This window comes from Legionella bozemanae, from assembly GCF_001648595.1.
GTDB classification, from domain to species: domain Bacteria; phylum Pseudomonadota; class Gammaproteobacteria; order Legionellales; family Legionellaceae; genus Legionella; species Legionella bozemanae.
Genome location: NZ_LBAW01000005.1, coordinates 171,878 through 194,921, shown reverse-complemented (window position 1 = coordinate 194,921; position 23,044 = coordinate 171,878). Strand labels below are relative to the sequence as shown.

The window sequence follows — 23,044 nt, the reverse complement described above, 5'->3', positions numbered from 1 at the left end:
CAATGCCATTTAATTATTTTGAATAACTAAGACTATAATTCATTTAAGAGCATAATTAAAAGGAATTATAATGAAAAATTTTTTAATCTTTTTGGGTTTTCTTTTTTCATTTTCAGTTTTTGCAGCAGATATTCCTGAGGATGCCTTGGGCGCACAAAAATACGATAGAACTCAGTGTTTTCATAATACAACTCAAGATTGTATTAATTCACAATGTCTGAACTCAGATCAAATTGATTGCCAGGATAATTGTCGAAAAATGGCGCAAGCAAAATGTCAGCAACAAATTAATGAATAAATTGAGTTAGCATTTTTTTATTAATTTGGATGTATTGTCAAATGATTGGCATACGATTTTTTGACTGTCAAACCAGCACATCACTTTTTCCCATTTATAAATCGAGAGATATATTAGAGATTATGTAATAAGCACATTTTTATAAATGGCATATAGTTTGCATAAGCCTATTCAATAGAAAAATCATGATGCTTACTTGAATGGAATAAGTGAATAAAATTAGTATGGATTGCTTATATGGCTGATAAAAACGTTTTATCACAAGAAGAAATAGATGCGCTGCTAAAAACAGTTGATGAATCTCCTGAAGAAGGACACCAAGCAACAGCGGATCAAACAGCACCTAGAGAAAAAGCGGACCATAAAAAAGCAAAAGGCAGTAAAAAGGAAGTATCTAAAGCTGTATTTGAGCCCTTTGAACTCCAGCAAGATGGTGATGTAAAAACACTTAACTTTACTGCTCAGGAACGTATTGTCAAAGGCAAGCTGCCTGTATTAGATAGAATTTATGATCGTGCTGTGCGTTTATTTGCATCGGATATCTATAATGTAACCGCCAAGGATTTTGAGATTAAACAAGACCCGTTGCTTATTATAAAGCATCGTGATTTTATGGAGAGTTTACCTAATCCAAGTTTAATGAGTATCTTTAAATTTAAACCATTACGAGGTAAAGGCATTATTCTTTTTGATAGTACTTTTGTCTATGATCTCGTCGACTATTATTTTGGCGGCAGCTCTCAATTTTTTGCTCAAAAAGATAGAACCGATTTTACTGCGACTGAGCTGCGTGTTATGGATGTGATCACGAAAAAGCTTATTGCCAATCTTACTCAAGCGTGGAAGCCAATTATTCAGCTCGATATCAGCAAATTTAATGATGAAACGAACCCACAATTAGTCAATATAGCAGAACCTGGAGAAATGCTGCTCGTTGCGCGCTTTTCAATGGATTTTGGTAAAGAAATCGGTACTTTCTATTTTATTTTACCTTATTCCATGGTTGAACCCATCAAAGAGCAACTGGAACTTGGCGCTTCGCGTCCAGATGATGAAATTGATCCGAACTGGGTTAAATCATTAAAAGAAGAGTTAATGGAAGTTGAATTAAATGTGAGTTCTGTAATGGCTGAAACAAAAAGTACTTTGGGTGCAGTAATGTCATGGCAAGTAGGTGATTTTATACCTATGGAAATGAAAGAAATAGTTACTTTAGATATTGAAGGGACGCCAGGTTTTACAGCAACTCAAGGAACTGCAAATGACAAGCGCGCTGTAAAAATAATTAAAAATATTAGTTACTAGGAGATGAGGAATGTCTCAAGATGCAATTGAACAACCTAAACCATCAAATACTCTTCCCCAGGAAGCAGACAGTGAAAAAATGGATTTGATTTTGGATATCCCTGTTTCAGTGACTGTAGAAATTGGGCGCACCAAAATGACCATTCGTAATTTACTCCAATTAAACCAAGGAGGAATTGTTGCCCTCGATTGTTTGGCAGGCGATCCACTTGACGTTTTAGTCAATGGGACTTTAGTTGCTCATGGGGAAGTGGTTGTAGTTAATGATAAGTTTGGTGTGCGCTTGACTGATATCGTCAGCAAAGCAGAACGGATTAAGCGGTTAAGATAATGCAAAGTGTGCTCAATCATGGAGAACTCATGCGTATTGTCATGGGCTTATTGTTGGTTTTATTGCTTATCATTGCATTGTCTTGGATAGTGAAACAGTTACATGGAATGCAAATAGGTTCGGCAAAAGGATTTCAATCCATAGCGAGTATGATTTTAGGACCAAAGGAAAAAATTACTTTGTTAAAAGTGGGCGCTCGTTATTTATTAATTGGCTCAGGTTCTGGACAGATTACGCTGCTCTATGATTTTGGTGAGCAATTGCCGACTGGCTTTGACTCTATAAATAAAACTTCCTTTGCCGATCTGCTTAAATCAGTTGCGAAATCATAAGATGAAGATAATGAATTTATATGTAGGAAAATGGTTATCATCTATATGGGAGTTGTTACCCTCGCGGCGGGGATCTAACTCGAATCGGACACTGATGCCAATTCAGAAACGGATTCTCGTTTGCACGGGAATGACAAAGTTCCTTGGCTTAAAGACAGTGGAAGAGAGACGCACCAAATCATGGGTTACATTTCGTTTCACCAAGGCTACTTTGCTCCTCATTTTATTTTGTTTCGTGCCACTGGCTTTACACGCAGCACCTTTATCATTACCTGCGTTAACAGTACAACCTGGCGCGAATGGGGAACAAACTTATAGTGTTAATCTACAAATTTTGATTTTTATGACTTTGTTAACTGTTTTGCCAGGGATGTTGATGGCAATGACAGCTTTTACGCGAATAATTATTGTGCTTTCAATATTACGCCAAGCCATAGGAATGGCACAAACTCCTACGAATCAAATCCTAATTGGTATTGCTTTGTTTATGACTTATTTTGTGATGTCTCCTGTCTTTAACAAAATTAATGAAACTGCAGTGCAACCTTATCTCGCAGAGACTATAAAATTTCCTCAAGCTTTGGCAAATGCACAAGTACCTTTACGTCAATTTATGTTAAATCAAACACGTAAAAATGATTTATCCTTATTTGAAAAATTTGCTCAAACCAATCCTGCGACTCTTAATGACGTACCAATGAGTGTGGTAATTCCTGCATTTATTACCAGTGAACTAAAAACAGCTTTTCAGATAGGCTTTATTTTGTTTTTACCTTTTTTAATTATTGATATGGTGGTATCGAGTGTGCTGATGGCTATGGGGATGATGATGCTATCACCTTTGATTATTTCATTACCCTTTAAGATCATGCTCTTTGTGATGGTCGATGGCTGGACACTTGTTTTGGGATCACTTGCGTCAAGTTTTGCTATGAGTTAAAGGTCGTATTTCATCAATGCTACGAATTTATAGGGAAATAATATGACTCCAGAGTCAGTGGTTTCTATATTCAGTGAAGGAGTATATTTGATGCTGTTGCTTATCAGTGTACTCATTCTTCCTGGTTTGATTATTGGTGTGATTGTTTCCATGTTTCAAGCGGCAACCCAAATTAATGAAACGAGTCTAAGTTTTATACCCAAATTATTTATTACTTTTTTGATGCTTGTATTTGCAGGCCCCTGGTTACTTAAGATCATAGTGAATTACACAGATTCTTTAATTACCAATATTCCTTATTTAATAGGTTAGCTCAAGATGAAACTGGATTATCCAACAATAATACGTATGATAAGCCAGGTCATTTGGCCAATGGGGCGTATTGGCGGTTTATTGCTTACCCTACCTGTTTTTTCATCTGTTTTATTACCCCATCGTATTAAAATTATTTTACTTTTTGTTTTAAGTTGTGTCTGTGCCTTTATGGTTCCTAAGGAGCTTTCATTTCTGAATTTCAATGGGCTTTTTTTGGCATATATCATCCAAGAATTACTCTTTGGTTTATTAATGGGTTTTGTTTTGCAGCTTGTTTTTCAGGTTTTTGTTTTGGGGGGACAAATTATTGCGATGCAAGCCGGTCTTGGTTTTGCAGTGATGGTGGATCCTGCAAGCCGAGCCAGTGTTCCACTGGTCAGCCAACTTTATTCAATCATGATGACGCTAATATTTTTGGCACTTAATGGACATTTAACTGTTTTTGAAACGCTATTGGATAGTTTCAGAATAATGCCTGTAGGACAGCTTTCTGTGACTCAATCTATGGTCTGGAATGTTATTTTATTTTCGGGATGGATGTTCAAGCAAGCGGTATTGATTTCAATCCCGGCTTTATTGTCTTTGCTTATTGTGAGTCTTGCGTTCGGAATTATGTCCCGGGCAGCGCCACAATTAAATATTTTTTCGTTGGGATTCCCTATTACGTTAATTATGGGGATGGTTGTAATTAAGGTGGGTTTGCCTAGTGTTGCGATACAAATGGCAGAGCTTATCAAAGAGGGAATGCGTTTTATGACAGGAATGTTGCACTGATGGCTGAGCAAGAAAATTCACAAGAAAAAACGGAACAGCCCTCGGCCAAACGACTTAAAGAGGCTCGTAAAAAAGGTCAGGTTGCACGCTCAAGGGATTTCAATACTACAGTAACGCTACTTTTTACTGCATTGGGATTTCTTATTTTTGGCAAGCAATTAGCCAATCAGCTTGCAGCCATGATGCATCATGCTTTTGAATTTGATACTCGAGTTATCATTACTCCCAAAGTAAGTGTTGAGCATTTATTTTTTTTAGTGAAAATGGGGTTTTGGTCCTTAGTGCCTTTATTAGTAGTTATTTTTCTCATTACTTTGACAGCTCCTTTGCTTATGGGAGGATGGGTTTTTAGTAGTCAAGTTTTACAGCCTAAATTTTCGCGACTTAATTTGTTTCAGGGATTGAAACGAATGATTTCGTTGAAAGGTTTTGTCGAAATGTTCAAATCATTTTTTAAATTTCTTATCGTAGCAGTGGCCGCTATAGTGGTCCTTAAATCACAAATTCCCGTATTACTCAGTTTAGCCCATGCACCTATTGAAACAGCAATTGGCAGCGGTAGTCTGATTGTGGTGAAGTGCTTTGTGCTGATTTCTGCCAGTTTGATTTTGATTGCTGCTTTTGATGTTCCTTTTCAATTGTATGAGCATCAAAAAAGTATGAAAATGACGATGCAAGAACTAAGGGATGAATACAAAGAGCTAGAAGGTAAACCCGAAATAAAAAGTGCTATTCGTCGTGCTCAGCAAGAGATTTCGCGACGGCGTATGATGAATGAAATATCCAAAGCAAACGTGGTGTTAACTAATCCTACTCATTATGCTGTAGCAATCAGTTATAAGGAGAAGAGTCATAAAGCGCCCATAGTAGTTGCAAAAGGTAAGGATTTGATTGCTTTCCAAATTAGCAAAGTTGCAACATCGCATCAAATTCCTATTATCTCAGTACCCCCTTTGGCGCGCGCTCTTTATTTTTCTACCAAATTAAATGCAGAAATACCAAGAGGCCTTTATATCGCTGTAGCCCAGGTTTTAGCTTATGTGTTTCAACTGCGCGATAAAGAACGTTATGACTATAAACCCGTTGTATTACAGAATGTCCCTATCCCGGAAGAGTTAGTACGAGAAGCAGAGGAGGATACTAATGAATAAAGCATTGCATTATGTACAATATTGGATGCGTCAAGGTTTAGGAACACCTCTGGTGCTAATCCTCATGCTCGGCATGATGATGTTGCCTCTGCCTCCATTTTTATTAGATGTTCTTTTTACTTTTAATATTGCTTTATCGCTTGTAGTTTTGTTAGCAGTGATTTACAGCGAAAGGCCTTTAGATTTTGCTGTATTCCCAACAGTTATATTACTTGCAACTTTATTACGTTTGACATTAAACGTTGCTTCAACTCGTGTTGTTTTATTAAATGGTTATAAAGGTACTGATGCTGCAGGACATGTGATCCAGGCATTTGGCGAAGTAGTAATTGGTGGAAACTATGCAGTGGGTTTGGTTGTTTTTATTATTTTAGTAGTCATAAATTTTGTTGTAGTAACTAAGGGTGCTGGGCGTGTATCTGAAGTAAGCGCAAGGTTCACTTTGGATTCTCTACCTGGAAAACAAATGGCGATCGATGCCGATCTGAACGCAGGTTTAATTAATCAGGAGCAGGCGATAAAGCGTCGATTAGAGGTGGCACAGGAAGCAGATTTTTATGGTTCAATGGATGGTGCGAGTAAATTTGTTCGAGGTGATGCAATTGCTGGAATTTTGATTTTGGCGGTTAACATTATTGGTGGATTGATTATTGGGGTTTTTCAGCATGGAATGAGTTTTTCTGATGCATTACATAATTATATTTTGTTAACTATTGGTGATGGTTTGGTAGCGCAAGTGCCTTCTTTAGTTTTATCAACTGCCGCTGCTATCATTGTGACTCGAGTTTCCAGCGCGCAAAATATGGGACATGCAGTTATTTCCCAATTATTTGCTAATCCGCGTTCATTAATTATTGCGTCAGCTATCATGGGATTGATTGGTATTATTCCTGGAATGCCCCATATTGCATTTATTTTACTTTCTGCAGGTTTGGGAGGAATTGCTTATTTGTTTCTTCAACAAAATAAAGAAAAAAGTAAGGAACAACTCAATGAAGCAAACGAATCCCTTGCTATTCAAAATCCAAATATTTCTACAGAATTATCATGGGATGATGTAAATCCAGTTGATGTGATTAGCCTTGAGGTAGGGTATCGCCTGATTCCTTTAGTGGATCAGGCGCAAGGCGGTGTTTTGCTCTCTCGTATTAAAGGGGTACGCAAGAAAATATCACAAGAACTGGGCTTTTTAATTCCATCTGTACACGTGCGTGATAATTTGGATTTAAAACCTAACCATTATCGTATCAGTTTGGCAGGAGTAGTGATGGGGGAGGCAGCAATTCATCTTGATCGCTGTCTGGCAATAAATCCTGGGCAGATTTTTGGTGAAATAGAGGGAGTGAAAACACATGATCCAGCTTTTGGTATGGAGGCAGTTTGGATCAACGAAAGTCAAAGAGAGCAAGCGCATACTTTGGGATACACCGTGGTTGATGCTTCTACTGTTGTTGCCACGCATTTAAGCCAAATATTAGAACAAAACAGCCAGCAATTGTTAGGTTATGAAGAAACGCAACAGCTTTTAGACAAACTTGCATTAAGTTCACCCAAATTAGTAAAAGAATTAGTACCTGACGGTCTTTCATTAGGAATGGTTAGCAAAGTGTTACAAGGCTTATTGGCGGAGCATATTCCTTTAACGGATATTCGTACTATAGTCGAAACTTTGGCGGAGCTAGCGCCAAAATCCAAAGATACAGAATATTTAATCAGTCAGGTTCGTATCGCTTTATCTCGATTAATTACTCAAAAAATCAGTGGAGTTCATGAGGAATTGCCAATTATTACGTTAAAACCCGAATTGGAACAATTATTGCAAAACATTATTCAGAGTAGCGGGTCCGGGGGCGTAAACTTTGAGCCAGGAATGGCGGATAAAATACAACATTCTTTGACACAATTAGCAATGCAACAGCAGGCGAAACAGGAGAGTTCCGTGTTGGTAGTACAGCCGGGAATACGCGCAGTGTTGGCACGATTTGTGCGTAATATATCTCATGACTTTCATGTTTTGTCTTATCAGGAGATTCCTGATAATAAGCAGATAAGAATAGTAGGTACAGTAGGATAGAAGTAACTGAGGGTATCACAGTGGATTTAGCAAGCTAGGTGTGAATGTAGAGCCTAGAGCTAAACTTCTCAGTTTTCCTGCAAGCAAGCTACAATTTCTATAAAGAGGCATTGCGTGAATAGTGACAAATTTCTTCATAAGCAGGAGGCTTTATGAAATTAAAACGTTTTGTTGCGGCCGATACACGCAGCGCTATGAAACAAATTAAAGAGACACTTGGTGCCGATGCCGTTATTTTGTCCAGCCATCATATAGACGGTGGAGTGGAAGTCGTTGCTGCGATTGATTTTGATGAAACGATTCTGTCAACTTCAGCAGCAGTATCTTGTGCTGAGCCAACGAGTCAAGCTAATAAATTCCAAATGCAAACACCTCTTGATGACATGCGCCAGGAGATTCAAACACTAAGAAGTATGCTTGAAGCACAGTTAAGGGGAAATGTTGGTGTCCATGAGCCTCTGCACACTATTTTATTACAAAAACTTCTGTATCTGGGGGTAAGTCATACTACAGCCGCGACCTGGGCATGTTCTGTGCGCTCTGATTTAAATCAACAAAGAGGCTGGGAAGCTGTATTGAATCGCATTGCAGATCAATTAACCATTTGTGATACACGTAGAATAGAAGAAGGAGGGGTTTATGCTTTTGTTGGTCCAACTGGCGTCGGAAAAACGACAACATTGGCCAAAATTGCAGCACGGTTTACCTTGAGATTTGGCGCGGATAAGTTAGGTCTGGTTACTATGGATACCTATCGAATCGCGGCGCAAGAACAACTCATGATGTATGGAAAAATTTTAGGGGTTAAAGTGTGTGTTGCTCAGGATGAAGTTTCTTTGGCGCGGGTATTACGGCAATTAAATGACAAAAAATTAATTTTGATTGATACTGCCGGAATGAATCCTGCGGATGAGCGAGTTGTAAAACAAATGCATGTCTTGGGTACTTATTTATTGTCAATTTCCAAAGTTTTGGTTTTACCCGCAACAAGTCATTATCAAGTGCTAATTGATGCAATAAAACGTTATGACGCAAATCAAATTGATCAGTGTATTTTGACTAAGCTGGATGAATCATTGGCTGTAGGCGGTGCGTTGAGTGCTCTTATTGAGTCGGGTTTAGGTGTGAGCTATCTTACGCACGGACAACGTGTACCTGAAGACATTAAAATGGCCACGCGCCATCAGCTAATTGAGTTATTTGCAGAGCAGGAAACACAATTGTTTCAGGCGGACAATGTTAGGAAAGCACAGCAAAGTGCTGGGAGAGAATATCATGTCTAAAGTGAATAAAAATATACGCGATCAAGCTTCTGGTTTGAGAAATCTGGCGCGGGCAAAGCCGATTAAAGTAATTGCAGTTTCTGCTGGAAAGGGCGGTGTAGGCAAGAGCAACGTTTCTGTCAATTTGGCGGTTGCTTTGGCTCAGCTTAATAAAAGAGTGATGCTGCTTGATGCCGATTTAGGATTGGCAAATATTGATATCATGTTGGGATTGCATACTAAATATAATTTATCTCATGTAATGCAGGGAATCTGTCATTTAAGTGACATTATTATGTCAGGGCCTAATGGTATTCTTGTCATTCCTGCCGCCTCTGGCACAGAGTATATGACGCAACTCTCTCCTCCTGAGCTTGCTGGAATCATCGATTCATTTAATGAGCTTACTGATGATTTAGACTACATGATTATTGATACTGCTGCTGGGATTTCTGACACTGTGTTAAGTTTTACTCGTTCGTCGCAAGAGTTAATTGTTGTGGTATGTGATGAACCCACCTCATTAACTGATGCCTATGCTTTAATTAAAGTAATGAGTAAGCGTTATGAATGGACACGTTTTCATATTTTGGCAAATATGGTGCGGAATGAGAGAGAAGGACGGGAATTATTTAACAAATTATTCAAAGTTTCTGAGCAATTTCTTGAGGTTCAGCTAGACTATTTAGGAGCAGTACCTTTTGATGAACACATACACAAGGCAGTGAAAATGCAAAGGCCGGTATTAATTGCTTATCCTGATTCTGCTGCTGCTTTAGCACTTAGACAGTTAGCAGATGAAGTATCTGATTGGCCTCCCAGCGCTTTATTGGGTGGTAATACCAGTTTCTTTTTAGAGCGTTTAGTAGCAGGTGAATTTTAAGGAGATCATTGTGGATGCTTTGGCTGCCTATAGCAAAGTTAACCAGCAAATTCAGGAAACGCTGGTAAAAACTCATGCCTTGTTGGTTAAACGCATAGCACATCATTTATTAGGTCGTTTGCCGCAAAGCGTACAACTGGATGACTTAATACAAGCAGGAATGCTCGGATTACTGGAAGCAACACGACATTATGATTCTTCCAAAGGTGCTTCATTTGAAACTTATGCGGGAATCCGCATTAGAGGGTACATGCTTGATGAAGTAAGACGTAATGATTGGGTGCCTCGCTCAGTACATCGCAATGGAAGAATGATTTCAGAAGCGGTTAAAAATGTCGAAAATCGGTTAGGAAGGGAAGCTAAGGATTCTGAAATTGCAGCTGAACTTGAAATATCGATTGCTGAATACCATGAAATGTTGCAAGACTCCGTGAGTAGTCATTTGTATGGTTTTGAAGATTTGGGCGTTACTGATGATGCCTTGCAGGTTGAAGAGGGATATACCTCTACTGAACCACATGTCAATGTATTACATAGTGATTTGATGCGTCGTTTATCCGAGGTAATTCGTGGATTGCCTCAGAAAGAACGAATGGTACTTTCTTTATATTACGAACAGGATTTGAATTTAAAAGAAATCGGGGAGGTTATTGGCGTTAGCGAATCACGCGTTTCACAGATTCTTAGTCAGGCAATACATCGAATTAAATCACGCTTACCGGAATAGAAAGAATGGATGCTTTAACTTTAATAGGGATATTCACTAGTTTTTTAGCGATTACACTTGGCCAAATTTTTGAAGGTGGAAGCATACAGTCCCTAATGAATTTGTCTGCATTGTTGATTGTGCTCGGAGGAACAATTGGAGCTGTTATGGTGCAAACGCCACTAAATACCTTTAAAAGAGCATTTAAAATTTTGCCTTGGGTTATTACTCCCCCTAAACTTGATTTTGAACCTTGCCGCAACAAAATGTTTGATTTGGCACGAAAAGCACGTCAATTGGGGTTGCTTTCTCTAGAAGAACACTTAGAGGTTGAGAAAAATCCACTTATCAATAAAGGCTTGGAGTTGTTGGTTATTGGCGTAGATAAACTCACTATAAGAAAAGTTTTAGAAGACGAGATAGAGCGCGTAGAAACTCATGATATCCATGCAGCACAAGTATTTGAAAGTATGGGGGGATACAGTCCAACCATAGGGATTTTGGGTGCAGTGTTAGGATTGATTCAAGTGATGCGTCATTTATCCGAACCGAATGAATTGGGATTAGGTATTGCGGTAGCTTTCGTAGCGACGATTTACGGAGTGGGAATGGCTAATCTTATTTTTTTACCCGTGGCAAATAAATTAAAAAGCTGTATTGCTCGTCAGGTGCATTATGACGAAATGATTGTAGAAGGCATAGTCACTATTGCTTCTGGGGAAAGCCCAGGAGTTTTGATGTTAAAACTCAATAATTTTGGTCAGCAAAAGAAAGATGAAAAAAAGAAAAAAAAGAAATGAACAGAATAATGATCATCATCGTTGGGTCGTCTCATATGCAGATTTCATTACCTTGTTATTTGCATTTTTTGTAGTAATGTATGCTATTTCTTCCGTCAATATCTCAAAGTACAAATCACTGTCAGAAGGGATGAAATCAGCTTTTAATAAAAAAGATGAAGCACGGGCCCTTAAATCAACAAAAAGTATGAAGGATGGGCCACAAACCACGCCATTTCAAGGGCCTTTTCATGATGGGCTTGATGAGTTAAATCAAGCACTCATAGAATTGCAAGATGGTAACTATAAGATCAACCGACAGGAAGGTTGGGTGGAGTTGGATATTAAATCAGGAGCTTTATTTGATTCAGGTGATGCAGATTTAAAACCAGAAGCTTTTGTTAAATTAATGCAATTAGCCGCTAAACTTAAAAAATCATCTTCTATCGTCGCAGTAGAAGGGTATACAGATAATGTTCCTATAGAAACGCCACAATTTCCATCAAACTGGGAGCTTTCTGCGATGCGTGCAGCAGTTGTTGGGCGTACTTTAAATTCATTTGGGATAGCAACAGATCGTATTTTCGTAACAGGTTATGGTGAACAATATCCAGTTGCAGATAATGTTACAGAACTAGGGAGAGCTGCAAATCGTAGGGTGACTATTATCATTGCTTTGAATCGAAATGTTCCTCGACTTTTAAACCCTGCGATAAGCGAACAAGATCACAGTGTAATCATTGGGGGTAAAAATAAAAAATGATAACTTTTCTTTTAAGCGTCAATGTGGTTATTTTTTTATTTATAGTGAATTACTTATTGAATCAACGGAAAAAACTAATCAGTTTTCGAGAGGAATTGAATACACAGCAAAAATTAATTGATCAAATCACAAAAGATCATCCTGTGTTGATTCATGCTGATTTATTATTCTCCAAGCAGTTAAAGGAAATTAATAATCAACTAATTAGTATGGATAATCAAATTCAGGATTTGGAAAATAAACGAGATAATGATGGCGGATATCGTCATGCTTTGCGTATTTTGGAAATGGGTGGTAATCGCGATGAAATTGTAGAAAGTTGCCATTTATCTCTCGCAGAAGCAGATTTATTAATGAATTTGCAAGCCTATCGGACCGCAATGAAGACTTCATAGCTGTTTTTTTGCCTACTTTCACGGTAAAATCGCAAGCTTATTTTTACTATGTTATGCGAATTATCTGTAGCCTGAGTGCAGGCGAAGCCGTAACCTGGGGGTTGGGAAACCAATATTCCCGGGTCGCGCTTTGTTATACCTAGGCTACATCATGATAAGGGCATTGACACGACTACTATTTTTTAAGAGACACTTATGTTAGAAGTAAACCAAATTAATCTTAATCTGGTGGAGCTTGATAAGCGAGTAGAAGCGCTTAGGGGGTATCTTTGACTTTGATGCTAAAAGTGAGCGTTTGGAGGAGGTTGTTCGAGAGCTGGAATCATCAACAGTTTGGAATAATCCAGAAATTGCTCAGGCATTAGGACGTGAAAGAACACAGTTAGAAGCAGTTGTTTCAACTTTGACTCAATTAGGTCAGTCCATTACTGATTTAAATGAATTGTTTGAGATTGCACGCGAAGAAGGCGATGAGCAAACAATTAATGAAATTGGCGAAGAATTACGCCCCATTGAACAAAAGGTTGCTGATTTAGAGTTTCGCCGCATGTTTTCCGGAAAAATGGACGACTCGAATGCTTATTTAGATATTCAGTCGGGTTCGGGAGGTACGGAGGCACAGGATTGGGCGGAAATGTTGTTACGCATGTATTTGCGTTGGGGGGAGCAGCATGGGTTTGAGACGGAGTTAATTGAATGCTCCCCGGGCGAGGTTGCTGGCATTAAAAGTGCTACTATTTACTTTAAAGGTGAGTATGCTTTTGGATGGCTGCGTACTGAAAGCGGAGTACATCGGTTAGTACGAAAATCCCCTTTTGATTCAGGAAATAGACGACATACCTCTTTTGCAGCAGTATTTGTTTCCCCTGAAATTGATGATGATATAGATATAGAAATTAATCCGGCTGATTTGCGTATTGATACATACCGAGCGTCCGGAGCTGGAGGGCAGCATGTTAACCGAACTGATTCCGCAGTACGTATTACTCATGCACCAAGCGGGATTGTAGTACAATGCCAGAATGATCGAAGCCAGCATCGCAATAGAGATCAGGCAATGAAGCAGTTGCGTGCCAAGTTATATGAATTGGAAATGCAAAAGAAAAATGCAGAGCAGCAAGCATTGGAAGCCAGTAAATCAGATATAGGTTGGGGATCTCAAATTCGTTCATACGTATTGGATCAATCTCGTATTAAAGATCTACGCACCGGTGTTGAAACGAGCAATACACAAGCAGTATTGGACGGGGCATTGGATCAGTTTATTGAAGCCAGTTTAAAGGCAGGAGTAGGGCAGCATGAGTGAAGAACAAATTGAACATATTGATGAAAGTGAAGTTTATTCTATTCGTAAACAAAAATTGGCTGAATTACGTACAAAAGGGTTTAATTTCCCAAATCAGTTTCGTCGTGAACATTTAGCTTGGGAAATCATAAAAGAGTATGATTCATTTGATAAGGAAGCTTTAGCACAGCAGCATGTTAAGGTTAGTGTAGCCGGCCGCATCGTCTTGAGACGTATTATGGGTAAGGCCAGCTTTTTTCATATTCAAGATGTTTCTGGACGGATTCAAGTGTATATCCGAGCTAACGATCTTCCTGAGCAGTATGAAGAGTTTAAGCATTGGGATTTAGGCGATATTGTTGGGGTTAACGGCGAGCTGTTTAAAACAAATACGGGTGAGCTTACAGTAAATGCAGAATATATCGAATTATTAACTAAGTCACTGCGACCTTTACCTGATAAATTTCATGGTTTAGCGGATCAAGAAGTAAAATACCGTAAACGCTATGTGGATTTAATTGCCAATGATGAAAGCCGCCATACCTTTTTAATACGTTCGCGATTAATTCAAGCGTTTAGACAATTTATGGATCAACATTCTTTTCTAGAAGTAGAAACGCCTATGATGCATCCAATTCCAGGTGGTGCTATGGCTCGTCCTTTTGTTACGCATCATCATACTCTGGATATGACTATGTATTTGCGCATCGCACCAGAGCTTTATTTGAAACGGCTTGTTGTGGGTGGATTTGAGCGTGTTTATGAAATTAACCGTAATTTCCGTAATGAAGGGATTTCAACACGCCATAATCCAGAATTTACTATGGTCGAGTTTTATCAAGCTTATGCGGATTATAAGGATTTGATGAATTTTACCGAGGAATTACTGTGCTATCTCTGTGATACTGTTTTGAAAAAACGCCAGGTGGAATACCAAGGTCAAATCATTGACTTTGACAAACCATTTACCCGTATGACGGTGAAAGAAGCAATTTTACATTATCATCCAGAAATTAATGTCAAAGAGCTCGAAAGTGTAGTGAGTTGTCGTGCAATATTGCAGAAAAAAGGATTTCCTTTTAAAGAAACTGATGGTTTAGGCAAGTTACAAATCATATTGTTTGAAGAAACTGTTGAGCATCAATTATTCCAACCTACTTTTATTACGGGTTATCCTACTGAAATATCACCTTTGGCACGACGTAGTGATAATGACATAGAAGTAACTGATCGTTTTGAATTTTTTATTGCCGGTCGGGAAATTGCTAATGGATTTTCTGAATTAAATGATGCCGAAGATCAGGCAGAGCGTTTTCGTAAGCAAGTTGAAGAAAAAGATGCAGGAGATCTAGAGGCCATGCATTTTGATAGTGATTATATCGAAGCACTGGAATATGGATTGCCTCCCACGGCAGGAGAAGGTATAGGTATTGATCGGTTGGTCATGCTATTTACCAATTCTCAGTCAATCCGGGATGTTATTTTGTTCCCTCATTTACGACAATAAATAATCCAGTAAGTAAGAACATTTTTTATAGCCTGGTAGTTGAAGATGTTATAACTCGAGTTTTTGTGACCATCACAATCGCTCTTCTTATGACTCTCTACAACCAGGTTATGTTTATTGAACACTGCTCCTAAGCATAAAGAAAATAAACAACAAGGAAAAATAGGGAATAATAATAATTTATCAGGTGGCTTATGTTTGTTACTCACTTCCAGAGGGCAATCACATACATTAGAGAGACCCAGGAAATCGCATTATTTGTTACCCTGGCTGATGCAAGATTATCTGCAATATTTCGTACATCCCCTTTGTTTTATATTATGTTACCTTTTATTGGTTTCTTACTGACTGTAAATGCTTTAATAAATGGCTATCGCCTTGCAAAAGCCAGTAATCGCAATTTTGATCGATGGTTTCTTTTTGCTTCGTCTGCAGTTTGTGCGGTTTTAGCGAGTATATCACTCTATGGTGCAGCAATATCAATGGCCTTAGGTTATAGTTTTGCTGCAGGTCCTTGGTTTTTTACCAGCAGCTTAATTGGGGCATTGGGCCATCAGTTGGTCATGTTTGGGCTCAATTTATATAGAGTCTTTGCATCTCCTCCAAATAGTATTCAACGCATGCATTACATCCAGGCAGTATTGGGTAATTTGTTTGCTATGACTCTTTTAGCCTCTGCCTTAGGGGCGGTTGTTCTTACTCTGCTTTTTCCTATTGCTCCTGCAGTGGGTACTCTATTTGCACTGACTGCGGTTTTATTTACTGGGCTTGACATATTGTGGCGTGTGGCTCCTCATACTTTAAAACGAACAATTAAAGGATGGCTTCATTTGAGTAAACCCAATGTTACTCAGGATGCAATTGCACATCAGGAAGCGATTTTAAAATTTAAAAATTTGAAGGAAAAAGAACCAAAATATCATACGTATCATAAGATATTTACATGCTGTGATTACAGTGCAGTAATTCGAACGATGGCTACAGATACGATCAAGCCGTATTTAGTAGGGCTTATTCAGTACAAATTACACATATTAGGGCAAAAAGCCGACCTGCAAGATGAGAAAATAAAAGATAAAATTTCTTTATTAACCACATTATTAAGCGTAATAGAAAACTCTCAAAAAATTTCTAAAAAAGAAATATTGGTAAAATATCCTTTAGCATTTCAAAGTTTTTGGTCTGAAAAAGGCGATGTGGAACAAATATTTGATGCAGTAATTGTTGCTCAGAGTAGGAGTTTACCTACAGAGGCAAATATTCCATTACCTGGAATTTCTGTATAAAAATATATCAATCTTGTGTTAAATATTATACAATGTTATAACTATTTATCTTTTTGAATAAAAAAATTATTAATTGAAAATAGATTTTTCAAATTTGCTTTGCTTAACTGGCTATGGTCTATATTAATATATATGATCGAGCAATAAAGAAGAGTTTTATATGTCTTTTAACTATCGATCCATTACAGCAAATTGTGGCAATGACACACTTGGTGAAGATGCCTCTAGCACAATTATTCAGTTGTTTCGTGAAGACGATGCAGATTTTTTCGTCATTAATTGCCAAGAAGCTCACTTTGAAAAGACGCAAAAGCAGTTAAAAGACATGCTTCCAGAAGGCTATAGTGTAAAATGCTTGAGCCAGATGGCAACCCATACTAAATTGGATACGCAGATCCTCCCTACGACAGGCATGGCAACCTTTGTTATTCATAAGGCGGGTTTGGATGTAAACGTTAAGGGTGAGCCAGTAGAGGCACGACGGGCGAGCAGTAGACTAAGTGGCGCAGGATATAATAAAGGAGGCTTGGTTACTAATTTTACTGTAACACGAAGTGCAGACCCGGAAAATGGTATTAGCGAAGAAAGTATTAAAGTACAAGCAGTTACAGGACATTTAGATGCAGGGGATGTACTCAAACGCAACCAAGACTGGCTGAATCTCTACAGAGCAACCGTAAAAGATGTTACAGATTGGGATGAGCTTGTTGATGCTTGTCCTGATTTATTGCTTTCGGGTTATGATGCAAACACCCGAAATAAATTTAATAAGAAGGATAAAGTCGAAACTAAGATTTGGGATAAACCAGAACAATATCCTGAACTGCATGCACTTCATCTTCTTTCCATGGCAGCAGCCAAGTACAGCAAAGATGAAACTTATAGCCATATAAAAAGAGATCAAGAAACTGGTGAAGAAATAATCGCTGATCCAAAACGTGAAGGTGATGCAGCACGTGGCACCCTTGATTTTGTGACGATCTATGATGGTACTCTTGATCCTAATCAATCCAGGAAAAAAATCGATAAGGATGCTACGGAGGAAGTTGGAATAGATACTGATTCTAAGCGTGACCACCATGTGATTATCAGTCCTCGTCAAACACCGATACTTCTTCATGAGTTTGACCGTGTTAAAAATCTAATGGTCGCTCGTTTATCCGGTGTTGCTCCAGACATAGCCGCTAAAATTTTAACAATAACTGAAGGCGATAATGAGGAGGATAAAGAAGAAGCTAGGAGACAATTGGTAACATACTATAAACAATATTTGGGCCCTAATGGGTTCTTAGATAAGGCAGTTGACTTACACATTCGTAAATTGGAATGTTTTCAACGGATAATGAATGATCCACAAAATAATTATTTAGAAAAAGGACTTAAAAAAAACCTGTTTAGCGAACTCCAATGGTGTGCTGGTGAACCAGAACAATTAAAAGCAAAACAAGAGTTAATGGATCAGTTTCTGGATTCATTAGCTGAATGTGAGCATGCGTCAGGGATCGAAGCGCGTTTGGTTTGTTATCTTGATCTGAAACAAAAGATTATTGAAGGTAAAAAAATAGAAGAAATAAATCCAGCTGAAGCGTTTAGGAATTCAGCAGTTGAAGCGTATCAAAATCTTTATATGGCCTTTGCAGAATCATTAAATAAACAAACGGATGCGAACTCAGACCTTCAAAATGCAATGGGTAAAATATTAATACGACTTAATGCAATTGTTAATCATAGTGATGAAGCTGCATTGAAAAATATGGAACCAAAAAAATTGGATCTGCTGACTCATATTGTTGCACAGTGTCATAACAGTGTTACTCTGTTGCAAGCAGGTGAAGTTCAAGAAATGGAAAAAATTAATGCAGAATTAATTAGCCTTTCAGATAAGGCAATGGGAAGTTCTTCTTCAGTCTGGCGCGCTTTGGCTGATACTGTGAAATTCTTTGTGTCTTTAATTTCTAAGAAGTTGGTTGATCAAGTAGAAATTGTTCAGGATAAAAAATTATCCGATTCTATAATAAAATATAATTCTGCTCTTTATAAATCTGCTCTTAAGGAAATAATTCTTCAAGAAGAGGAAGATAGAGAGCATCAGCCTGGTAATAACTTTACTGGGAACGGTTGAGGGAATGAAATAAGATTTAAGAGGTATCAAAAAATCACCATGGGTACGGTCATCGAACCAAGAGCTCAGTGTTAAATTATCTCATATACTATTTACACTATTTCAATTTTAATAAAGATTAATGACAATACAATCGATCCAAATTGTGGAGGGGCAACCGTTTGGCTTGCTCAGAAGAATTAACTTATAGATGAACGCTTAGGGTGGAAAAAATGCCTGGAGTTCATTGATACATATAAATTTCAGAGCCCCGCTCCGCCGCATCCAGGGTGATATCCTAATTGAATTGCATGCTATCTGTATTCTGGGATGAAGAGAAATTATTATTTGCTTTAAGACCAAAAAAAGCTTGGTTTGTTTCTGTAAGCAGTGCTTGCGATTTCGCGAGTCTCAGCTTCTCCGATTCCTCATCGATGCTCGTGTCATGAGGAGCTAACTTCCTCGCCTCACCGAGAGATTGCTCTGCTTGGTCCCAATTTTTTTCAAATCGATAACAACAAGCTATATTTAACCAAGCATCTGCTTGCTCTTGTGTCTCATTCGTTCGTTCAAGAATCGTAGTAAACTTTTTTCTTGCCTCCATGTACCTCCCTTGTTTGAATGAACACATACCTATTTGATTGAGTGCTGGTATATGATTTTGATCCGCCTCAAGAACTAAACCATATAGTTCCTGTGCTTTTTTATACTCTTCATTTTGGTACAGATGATGTCCAAATTGGGCATAACACTCAGTAAGATTTTCTATAATTATATTTTTCAATGCAATATCTTCTTTCTGACAGTGTGCTAATGCTTCACGGTAATAGTGAATAGCACGCATAAAGTTTACGCTTATGTCTTCTTGATCCTTTTTCTCTTTGGATAATTTTTTAAGTAGATCAATATATTGTTCATACCAGCTGGCAGCTGTTTGTAGAAGCATTGGATTATCAGCGCATATTTTTAAAGCTGAAGTGAGTGCAATATGTGCATTTTTGAGTAAAGTAAAACAATTTTCTAAATGAGATTCGAGATAATCGCGAGCAAGATTCATATAACTTAACCCCAAATTGTGTCGCGCTGAAACATAATTAAGGTTATTTTCTATTGCAGTAAAGTAATATGTGATTGCTACTTCATTTTTATTGTCAGCAGCATAGCATTGTCCTAAAAGATCAAAAGCATGAGATCTGTTTTCTTGTTCTTTCACATTCTTAGTTAATTCAATAAACTGATTTAAATAAAAAATAGCTTCCTTTTTTTCATCAGATAAAAAACAGGTCTTTCCTAAAAAAAGTAGGTTTCTGGAACTTCAGGATTTTGGGCAATCGCTTGGAGAAATAGCTTTTTAGCTTGTGCATATTCACTTCTATTAAATGCAGCTACGCCTTGTAAGTGGAACGAGTTAAACATATTTGCCATCCTCTATAGAGTAGTTAAATGTTTTTACGTCCTGTATGCTAAACCAACCTAAAATTTAGAATATAATAAGTGAGTCCATTTTAATAGTCATTCGAAGCTAATGGAGTATCTTATGGCAACAATACTAGGCATTAGCGGGGTATCAGGTGCTGGAAAGTCAACGCTTGCTGCAACTCTTGCAAAGGAGTTAAGTGCTGTGCTAATTAGTTGGGATGAATTTGATGAAATATCCATCGCTCCAGAAGACTACGTAGCTTGGTATCAATGTGGACAAGATTATCGTGAGTGGAATTACAGTGAGCTTGCTAAAATACTGCAGGTGTTTAAGTCAGGACATTCAATAGTACATCCGATAACACAGGATGTTTTAATACCAACTGAGTTTATTATTTTTGACGCACCTTTAGGGCGGTTGCATCAGCAGACAGGGCAATATATTGATTTATGTATCCATATTAAAGTTCCCTTAGATATTTCCCTATGTAGGAGGATATTACGTGATTTTAAAGAGGAAAAAGGAGAAAAAAAAGAGCTTTTGGAAGAGTTGAAGTTTTACTTAGACGAATCGAGGCCTTTATTTTTTGATGAGCAGCTGAAGAAAAACGCAGATTTTATTCTCAATGGTGAGTACGCAACGGAACTTCAGGTACAATTAATTCTTCAATTTTTAAATCAAGGAAAAGGGAATGCAAAAAAATCCTATTATTGAACTAAGTCTTTGGTTGGAACGTGAGCAGAAGAGTGGGGCACCTAACCCGAATCACGCAGTTTTATCATCCATTTCATTAGATGGTGCGCCGCATGGCCGTGTTGTCGCTATTCGTGAAATTTCAGATGAGGGGGTTTTATTTTTTACTCAAAAAGGTACTCGCAAAGTAAGTGAATTAACAAATAATTCCCAGGTAAGTCTTGTATTTTGGCTGGAACTGTTACAACGAGAAGTAATTATTGAAGGTAACGCTTTATTTTTAAATCATGCTGAGAATCAAAACTATTGGGACAGCTATCCTCAATGGGCGCAAATTCGGTTTTTAAGTTATGCGCCTACGTCAATGCAAGTGATTGAGAGTAAAGAAATTCTTGAGGAAAAACGCCAAAAAATTGAAGATTCATTTGTAAATAAACCAATTCCTATAAGCCCTGAATATTGTGGTTTCCGTATCCAACCTGAGCACATGATATTCTATTCATACCGACAGGATGAGCTATCCGATGTGTGGGAATATGTTAGACAGAATAATGAATGGCATTTGCAACGATTGTCACCTTAAAGAGAGATTCCTGCTAATTCAATTTAATCTACATTCTTAGGTGGAAAATGCTCATTAAGTTGGGTGAAACAGAGCATACATTAATTCATTCAGAGGTGCTCCGTTTCATTCATGAATGTTATGAGTTTTATACTTGCTCCAGCTTACATTCCAGAATAATTTGGTCCACCACCTCCCTCTGGTGCATGCCACACTATATTTTGTCGAGGATCTTTGATGTCGCAGGTTTTACAGTGGATGCAGTTTTGGGCATTAATTTGCAATCTAGGTCCTCTTTCTTCTTCAATTATTTCATATACGCCTGCAGGACAATATCGACCCTCTGGGAATGCATAAGTTTTTAAATTGACATCTATTGCCAGTTGAGGTTTTTTCAATACGAGATGACAGGGTTGATTTTCCTCATGATAGGTATTTGATAAAAAAACAGATGAAAGTCTATCAAAAGTAAGAACTCCATCGGGTTTAGGATAATCTATTTTCTTTGCTTTATTTGCTGGAATTAAAGTATCGTGGTCAGCATGATTGGTTAATGTCCATGGAGAGTGTCCGCGTGTAATGTATGTTTCAAAAGCTGCATTGATTAAGCCTGGAAGTAGGCCGTATTTAAATCCTGGCCTGATATTGCGTACCGTATAGAGCTCTTTTTCCAGGCAGGAATTTTTGATTTTTTCTGGATATCCCGTTAATTCAAATGGAGCCGGGTTTTCTTGTTGCAACGCGTCAAAACATGCTTCTGCTGCAAGCATACCTGACTGCATTGCCATGTGTATTCCTTTGATTTTAGGCACGTTAAGAAAACCTGCTGCATCACCAATCAGTGCACCACCTGGAAAAGTGAGTTTTGGTAAGGATTGCCATCCCCCTTCATTAAGGGCTCGAGCACCATAACTGATTCGTTCGCCTCCGGTTAAAACAGGTTGAACTAGTGGGTGTGTTTTAAAGCGCTGGAATTCTGCAAAAGGATTTAACCATGGATTTTTATAATCTAGACCGACTACAAAACCAATAGCAACGCGTTGTTTTGACAGATGATATATAAATGAACCACCATAGGTTATGTGATCCATTGGCCAGCCTACGGTATGGATAACTAGCCCAGGCTTATGTTGTTCTTCCTTGACTTGCCATATTTCTTTTATTCCTAGCCCATAAGTTTGTGGATTCGCTTTATCCCTTAAGTGGTAATGTGCCATCAGACTCTGACTAAGTTGGCCGCGACATCCTTCGGCAAATAAAGTCTGTTTGGCAAGAAGATGCATACCAGGTTGATAATTATTTGTTTTTTCTTTATTTTTGTCGAGGCCTACACTCCCAGTTGCAACACCGATGACTTGATTGTGATCGTTATAAAGGACTTGAGCTGCAGCAAAACCAGGATAGATTTCACAGCCTAGGGACTCAGCCTGTTGTGCAAGAAACATGCAAAGCTCACCCAAGCTAATAATATAATTTCCTTCATTATGCATGGGCTTTGGAGTAGGGAGCTTATAGACGTTTTTTGAGGTTAGAAAATAGAAACGATCTTCGGTTACTGCTGTATCAAGAGGCGCCTCTTGCCAGGTATCAGGAAGTAACTCTTTAAGGCTTCTAGGCTCTAGAACAGCTCCAGAGAGAATATGAGCTCCTACTTGAGCTCCTTTTTCCAAAATACAAACGGATAATTCTTTTTGCGCAGCTAAAGCAAGCTGTTTCAATTTAATCGCGGCAGATAACCCCGCCGGACCTGCACCGACGATGATTACATCAAATTCCATGGTTTCGTGTTCCACACGCGCTCCTAACTGTGATTATAAAAAGATAAAATAATCGCTTTTCTATGCTTTAAGATCAAGATTTATATTGAAAATTAATATGCGTT

The 23,044-nt window shown here is 38.2% G+C and carries 24 protein-coding genes; 21 read left to right on the top strand and 3 right to left on the bottom strand.

From position 1 onward, the window contains the following. Positions 1-70: 70 nt before the first annotated feature. From A8O27_RS06445 to A8O27_RS06355, 19 genes are all read left to right on the top strand, one after another. Positions 71-298: a hypothetical protein gene (locus A8O27_RS06445; RefSeq protein WP_058459186.1), complete on the top strand. Its 228-nt coding sequence runs from the start codon at positions 71-73 to the stop codon at positions 296-298. Positions 299-535: 237 nt separating this feature from the next. Then, on the top strand, positions 536-1,603 hold the full coding sequence (gene fliM / locus A8O27_RS06440) for a flagellar motor switch protein FliM (protein ID WP_058459187.1): 1,068 nt from the start codon (positions 536-538) through the stop codon (positions 1,601-1,603). 10 nt (positions 1,604-1,613) lie between these two features. Beyond that, positions 1,614-1,934 carry a flagellar motor switch protein FliN gene (fliN, locus tag A8O27_RS06435; protein ID WP_082642436.1) on the top strand — a complete coding sequence of 107 codons (321 nt, stop codon included), beginning with the start codon at positions 1,614-1,616 and terminating at the stop codon, positions 1,932-1,934. Beyond that, positions 1,934-2,266, top strand: a complete 333-nt coding sequence (gene fliO / locus A8O27_RS06430) for a flagellar biosynthetic protein FliO (RefSeq protein WP_058459188.1) — start codon at positions 1,934-1,936, stop codon at positions 2,264-2,266. Before fliN ends, fliO begins: the two co-directional genes overlap by 1 nt. A gap of 130 nt (positions 2,267-2,396) precedes the next feature. Further along, positions 2,397-3,206 (top strand): flagellar type III secretion system pore protein FliP, encoded by an 810-nt coding sequence (gene fliP, locus A8O27_RS06425; protein ID WP_235810501.1) that lies wholly within the window; start codon positions 2,397-2,399, stop codon positions 3,204-3,206. Between the two features lie 42 nt (positions 3,207-3,248). Next, positions 3,249-3,518 carry a flagellar biosynthesis protein FliQ gene (gene fliQ / locus A8O27_RS06420; protein WP_058459189.1) on the top strand — a complete coding sequence of 90 codons (270 nt, stop codon included), beginning with the start codon at positions 3,249-3,251 and terminating at the stop codon, positions 3,516-3,518. Positions 3,519-3,524: 6 nt separating this feature from the next. After that, on the top strand, positions 3,525-4,295 hold the full coding sequence (gene fliR, locus A8O27_RS06415; protein ID WP_058459190.1) for a flagellar biosynthetic protein FliR: 771 nt from the start codon (positions 3,525-3,527) through the stop codon (positions 4,293-4,295). Continuing rightward, positions 4,295-5,446, top strand: coding sequence for a flagellar biosynthesis protein FlhB (gene flhB, locus A8O27_RS06410; RefSeq protein WP_058459191.1), 1,152 nt, complete (start codon positions 4,295-4,297; stop codon positions 5,444-5,446). Before fliR ends, flhB begins: the two co-directional genes overlap by 1 nt. Next, positions 5,439-7,520: a flagellar biosynthesis protein FlhA gene (flhA, locus tag A8O27_RS06405; protein WP_058459192.1), complete on the top strand. Its 2,082-nt coding sequence runs from the start codon at positions 5,439-5,441 to the stop codon at positions 7,518-7,520. Before flhB ends, flhA begins: the two co-directional genes overlap by 8 nt. Before the next feature lie 152 nt (positions 7,521-7,672). Continuing rightward, on the top strand, positions 7,673-8,803 hold the full coding sequence (gene flhF / locus A8O27_RS06400; RefSeq protein WP_058459193.1) for a flagellar biosynthesis GTPase FlhF: 1,131 nt from the start codon (positions 7,673-7,675) through the stop codon (positions 8,801-8,803). Then, positions 8,796-9,665 (top strand): MinD/ParA family protein, encoded by an 870-nt coding sequence (locus A8O27_RS06395; RefSeq protein WP_058459194.1) that lies wholly within the window; start codon positions 8,796-8,798, stop codon positions 9,663-9,665. The genes flhF and A8O27_RS06395 overlap by 8 nt, the downstream gene beginning before the upstream one ends. A gap of 10 nt (positions 9,666-9,675) precedes the next feature. Beyond that, positions 9,676-10,392 carry an RNA polymerase sigma factor FliA gene (locus A8O27_RS06390; RefSeq protein WP_058459195.1) on the top strand — a complete coding sequence of 239 codons (717 nt, stop codon included), beginning with the start codon at positions 9,676-9,678 and terminating at the stop codon, positions 10,390-10,392. A 5-nt stretch (positions 10,393-10,397) separates the two neighbouring features. Next, positions 10,398-11,171, top strand: coding sequence for a flagellar motor protein (locus A8O27_RS06385; protein ID WP_058459196.1), 774 nt, complete (start codon positions 10,398-10,400; stop codon positions 11,169-11,171). Next, positions 11,146-11,913, top strand: a complete 768-nt coding sequence (locus A8O27_RS06380) for a flagellar motor protein MotB (protein ID WP_058459197.1) — start codon at positions 11,146-11,148, stop codon at positions 11,911-11,913. Before A8O27_RS06385 ends, A8O27_RS06380 begins: the two co-directional genes overlap by 26 nt. Next, positions 11,910-12,308, top strand: a complete 399-nt coding sequence (locus tag A8O27_RS06375) for a DUF2802 domain-containing protein (protein WP_058459198.1) — start codon at positions 11,910-11,912, stop codon at positions 12,306-12,308. The genes A8O27_RS06380 and A8O27_RS06375 overlap by 4 nt, the downstream gene beginning before the upstream one ends. 195 nt (positions 12,309-12,503) lie before the next feature. Further along, positions 12,504-13,614 (top strand): peptide chain release factor 2 gene (gene prfB, locus A8O27_RS06370; RefSeq protein ID WP_115684292.1). Its coding sequence is split into 2 segments (ribosomal slippage): positions 12,504-12,578 and positions 12,580-13,614, totalling 1,110 coding nucleotides; the frame shifts between segments, so codons are not numbered across the junction. Continuing rightward, complete coding sequence (gene lysS / locus A8O27_RS06365) at positions 13,607-15,100, top strand: lysine--tRNA ligase (protein ID WP_058459199.1); 1,494 nt, start codon at positions 13,607-13,609, stop codon at positions 15,098-15,100. Before prfB ends, lysS begins: the two co-directional genes overlap by 8 nt. A gap of 194 nt (positions 15,101-15,294) precedes the next feature. Next, entirely contained in the window at positions 15,295-16,386 is a 1,092-nt protein-coding gene (locus tag A8O27_RS06360; RefSeq protein WP_058459200.1) for a hypothetical protein, read from the top strand. Between the two features lie 160 nt (positions 16,387-16,546). Then, on the top strand, positions 16,547-18,508 hold the full coding sequence (locus A8O27_RS06355; RefSeq protein ID WP_058459201.1) for an exonuclease/endonuclease/phosphatase family protein: 1,962 nt from the start codon (positions 16,547-16,549) through the stop codon (positions 18,506-18,508). A 277-nt stretch (positions 18,509-18,785) separates the two neighbouring features. Here the strand turns inward: A8O27_RS06355 and A8O27_RS06350 are convergent, their stop codons facing one another. Then, entirely contained in the window at positions 18,786-19,700 is a 915-nt protein-coding gene (locus A8O27_RS06350; protein WP_058459202.1) for a tetratricopeptide repeat protein, read from the bottom strand. Between the two features lie 77 nt (positions 19,701-19,777). Next, entirely contained in the window at positions 19,778-19,903 is a 126-nt protein-coding gene (locus tag A8O27_RS19320; protein WP_259293084.1) for a hypothetical protein, read from the bottom strand. A gap of 121 nt (positions 19,904-20,024) precedes the next feature. Here A8O27_RS19320 and A8O27_RS06345 point away from each other — a divergent pair, with 121 nt between their 5' ends. Then, the gene (locus tag A8O27_RS06345; protein WP_058459203.1) at positions 20,025-20,621 is read left to right on the top strand and encodes a nucleoside/nucleotide kinase family protein; all 597 of its coding nucleotides are present in this window, start codon (positions 20,025-20,027) and stop codon (positions 20,619-20,621) included. After that, on the top strand, positions 20,599-21,183 hold the full coding sequence (locus tag A8O27_RS06340; RefSeq protein ID WP_058459204.1) for a pyridoxine/pyridoxamine 5'-phosphate oxidase: 585 nt from the start codon (positions 20,599-20,601) through the stop codon (positions 21,181-21,183). The genes A8O27_RS06345 and A8O27_RS06340 overlap by 23 nt, the downstream gene beginning before the upstream one ends. Before the next feature lie 143 nt (positions 21,184-21,326). Here A8O27_RS06340 and A8O27_RS06335 read toward each other — a convergent pair whose 3' ends face one another. Then, entirely contained in the window at positions 21,327-22,955 is a 1,629-nt protein-coding gene (locus A8O27_RS06335; RefSeq protein ID WP_058459205.1) for an electron transfer flavoprotein-ubiquinone oxidoreductase, read from the bottom strand. Positions 22,956-23,044: the final 89 nt, after the last annotated feature.

Bases quoted from the DNA above. Each gene is read 5' to 3' on its own strand.
- A8O27_RS06445 (WP_058459186.1), top strand. From the start codon at position 71: ATGAAAAATTTTTTAATCTTTTTGGGTTTTCTTTTTTCATTTTCAGTT.
- fliM (WP_058459187.1), top strand. From the start codon at position 536: ATGGCTGATAAAAACGTTTTATCACAAGAAGAAATAGATGCGCTGCTA.
- fliN (WP_082642436.1), top strand. From the start codon at position 1,614: ATGTCTCAAGATGCAATTGAACAACCTAAACCATCAAATACTCTTCCC.
- fliO (WP_058459188.1), top strand. From the start codon at position 1,934: ATGCAAAGTGTGCTCAATCATGGAGAACTCATGCGTATTGTCATGGGC.
- fliP (WP_235810501.1), top strand. From the start codon at position 2,397: ATGACAAAGTTCCTTGGCTTAAAGACAGTGGAAGAGAGACGCACCAAA.
- fliQ (WP_058459189.1), top strand. From the start codon at position 3,249: ATGACTCCAGAGTCAGTGGTTTCTATATTCAGTGAAGGAGTATATTTG.
- fliR (WP_058459190.1), top strand. From the start codon at position 3,525: ATGAAACTGGATTATCCAACAATAATACGTATGATAAGCCAGGTCATT.
- flhB (WP_058459191.1), top strand. From the start codon at position 4,295: ATGGCTGAGCAAGAAAATTCACAAGAAAAAACGGAACAGCCCTCGGCC.
- flhA (WP_058459192.1), top strand. From the start codon at position 5,439: ATGAATAAAGCATTGCATTATGTACAATATTGGATGCGTCAAGGTTTA.
- flhF (WP_058459193.1), top strand. From the start codon at position 7,673: ATGAAATTAAAACGTTTTGTTGCGGCCGATACACGCAGCGCTATGAAA.
- A8O27_RS06395 (WP_058459194.1), top strand. From the start codon at position 8,796: ATGTCTAAAGTGAATAAAAATATACGCGATCAAGCTTCTGGTTTGAGA.
- A8O27_RS06385 (WP_058459196.1), top strand. From the start codon at position 10,398: ATGGATGCTTTAACTTTAATAGGGATATTCACTAGTTTTTTAGCGATT.
- A8O27_RS06380 (WP_058459197.1), top strand. From the start codon at position 11,146: ATGAAAAAAAGAAAAAAAAGAAATGAACAGAATAATGATCATCATCGT.
- A8O27_RS06375 (WP_058459198.1), top strand. From the start codon at position 11,910: ATGATAACTTTTCTTTTAAGCGTCAATGTGGTTATTTTTTTATTTATA.
- lysS (WP_058459199.1), top strand. From the start codon at position 13,607: ATGAGTGAAGAACAAATTGAACATATTGATGAAAGTGAAGTTTATTCT.
- A8O27_RS06360 (WP_058459200.1), top strand. From the start codon at position 15,295: ATGTTTGTTACTCACTTCCAGAGGGCAATCACATACATTAGAGAGACC.
- A8O27_RS06355 (WP_058459201.1), top strand. From the start codon at position 16,547: ATGTCTTTTAACTATCGATCCATTACAGCAAATTGTGGCAATGACACA.
- A8O27_RS19320 (WP_259293084.1), bottom strand. From the start codon at position 19,903: ATGTTTAACTCGTTCCACTTACAAGGCGTAGCTGCATTTAATAGAAGT.
- A8O27_RS06345 (WP_058459203.1), top strand. From the start codon at position 20,025: ATGGCAACAATACTAGGCATTAGCGGGGTATCAGGTGCTGGAAAGTCA.
- A8O27_RS06340 (WP_058459204.1), top strand. From the start codon at position 20,599: ATGCAAAAAAATCCTATTATTGAACTAAGTCTTTGGTTGGAACGTGAG.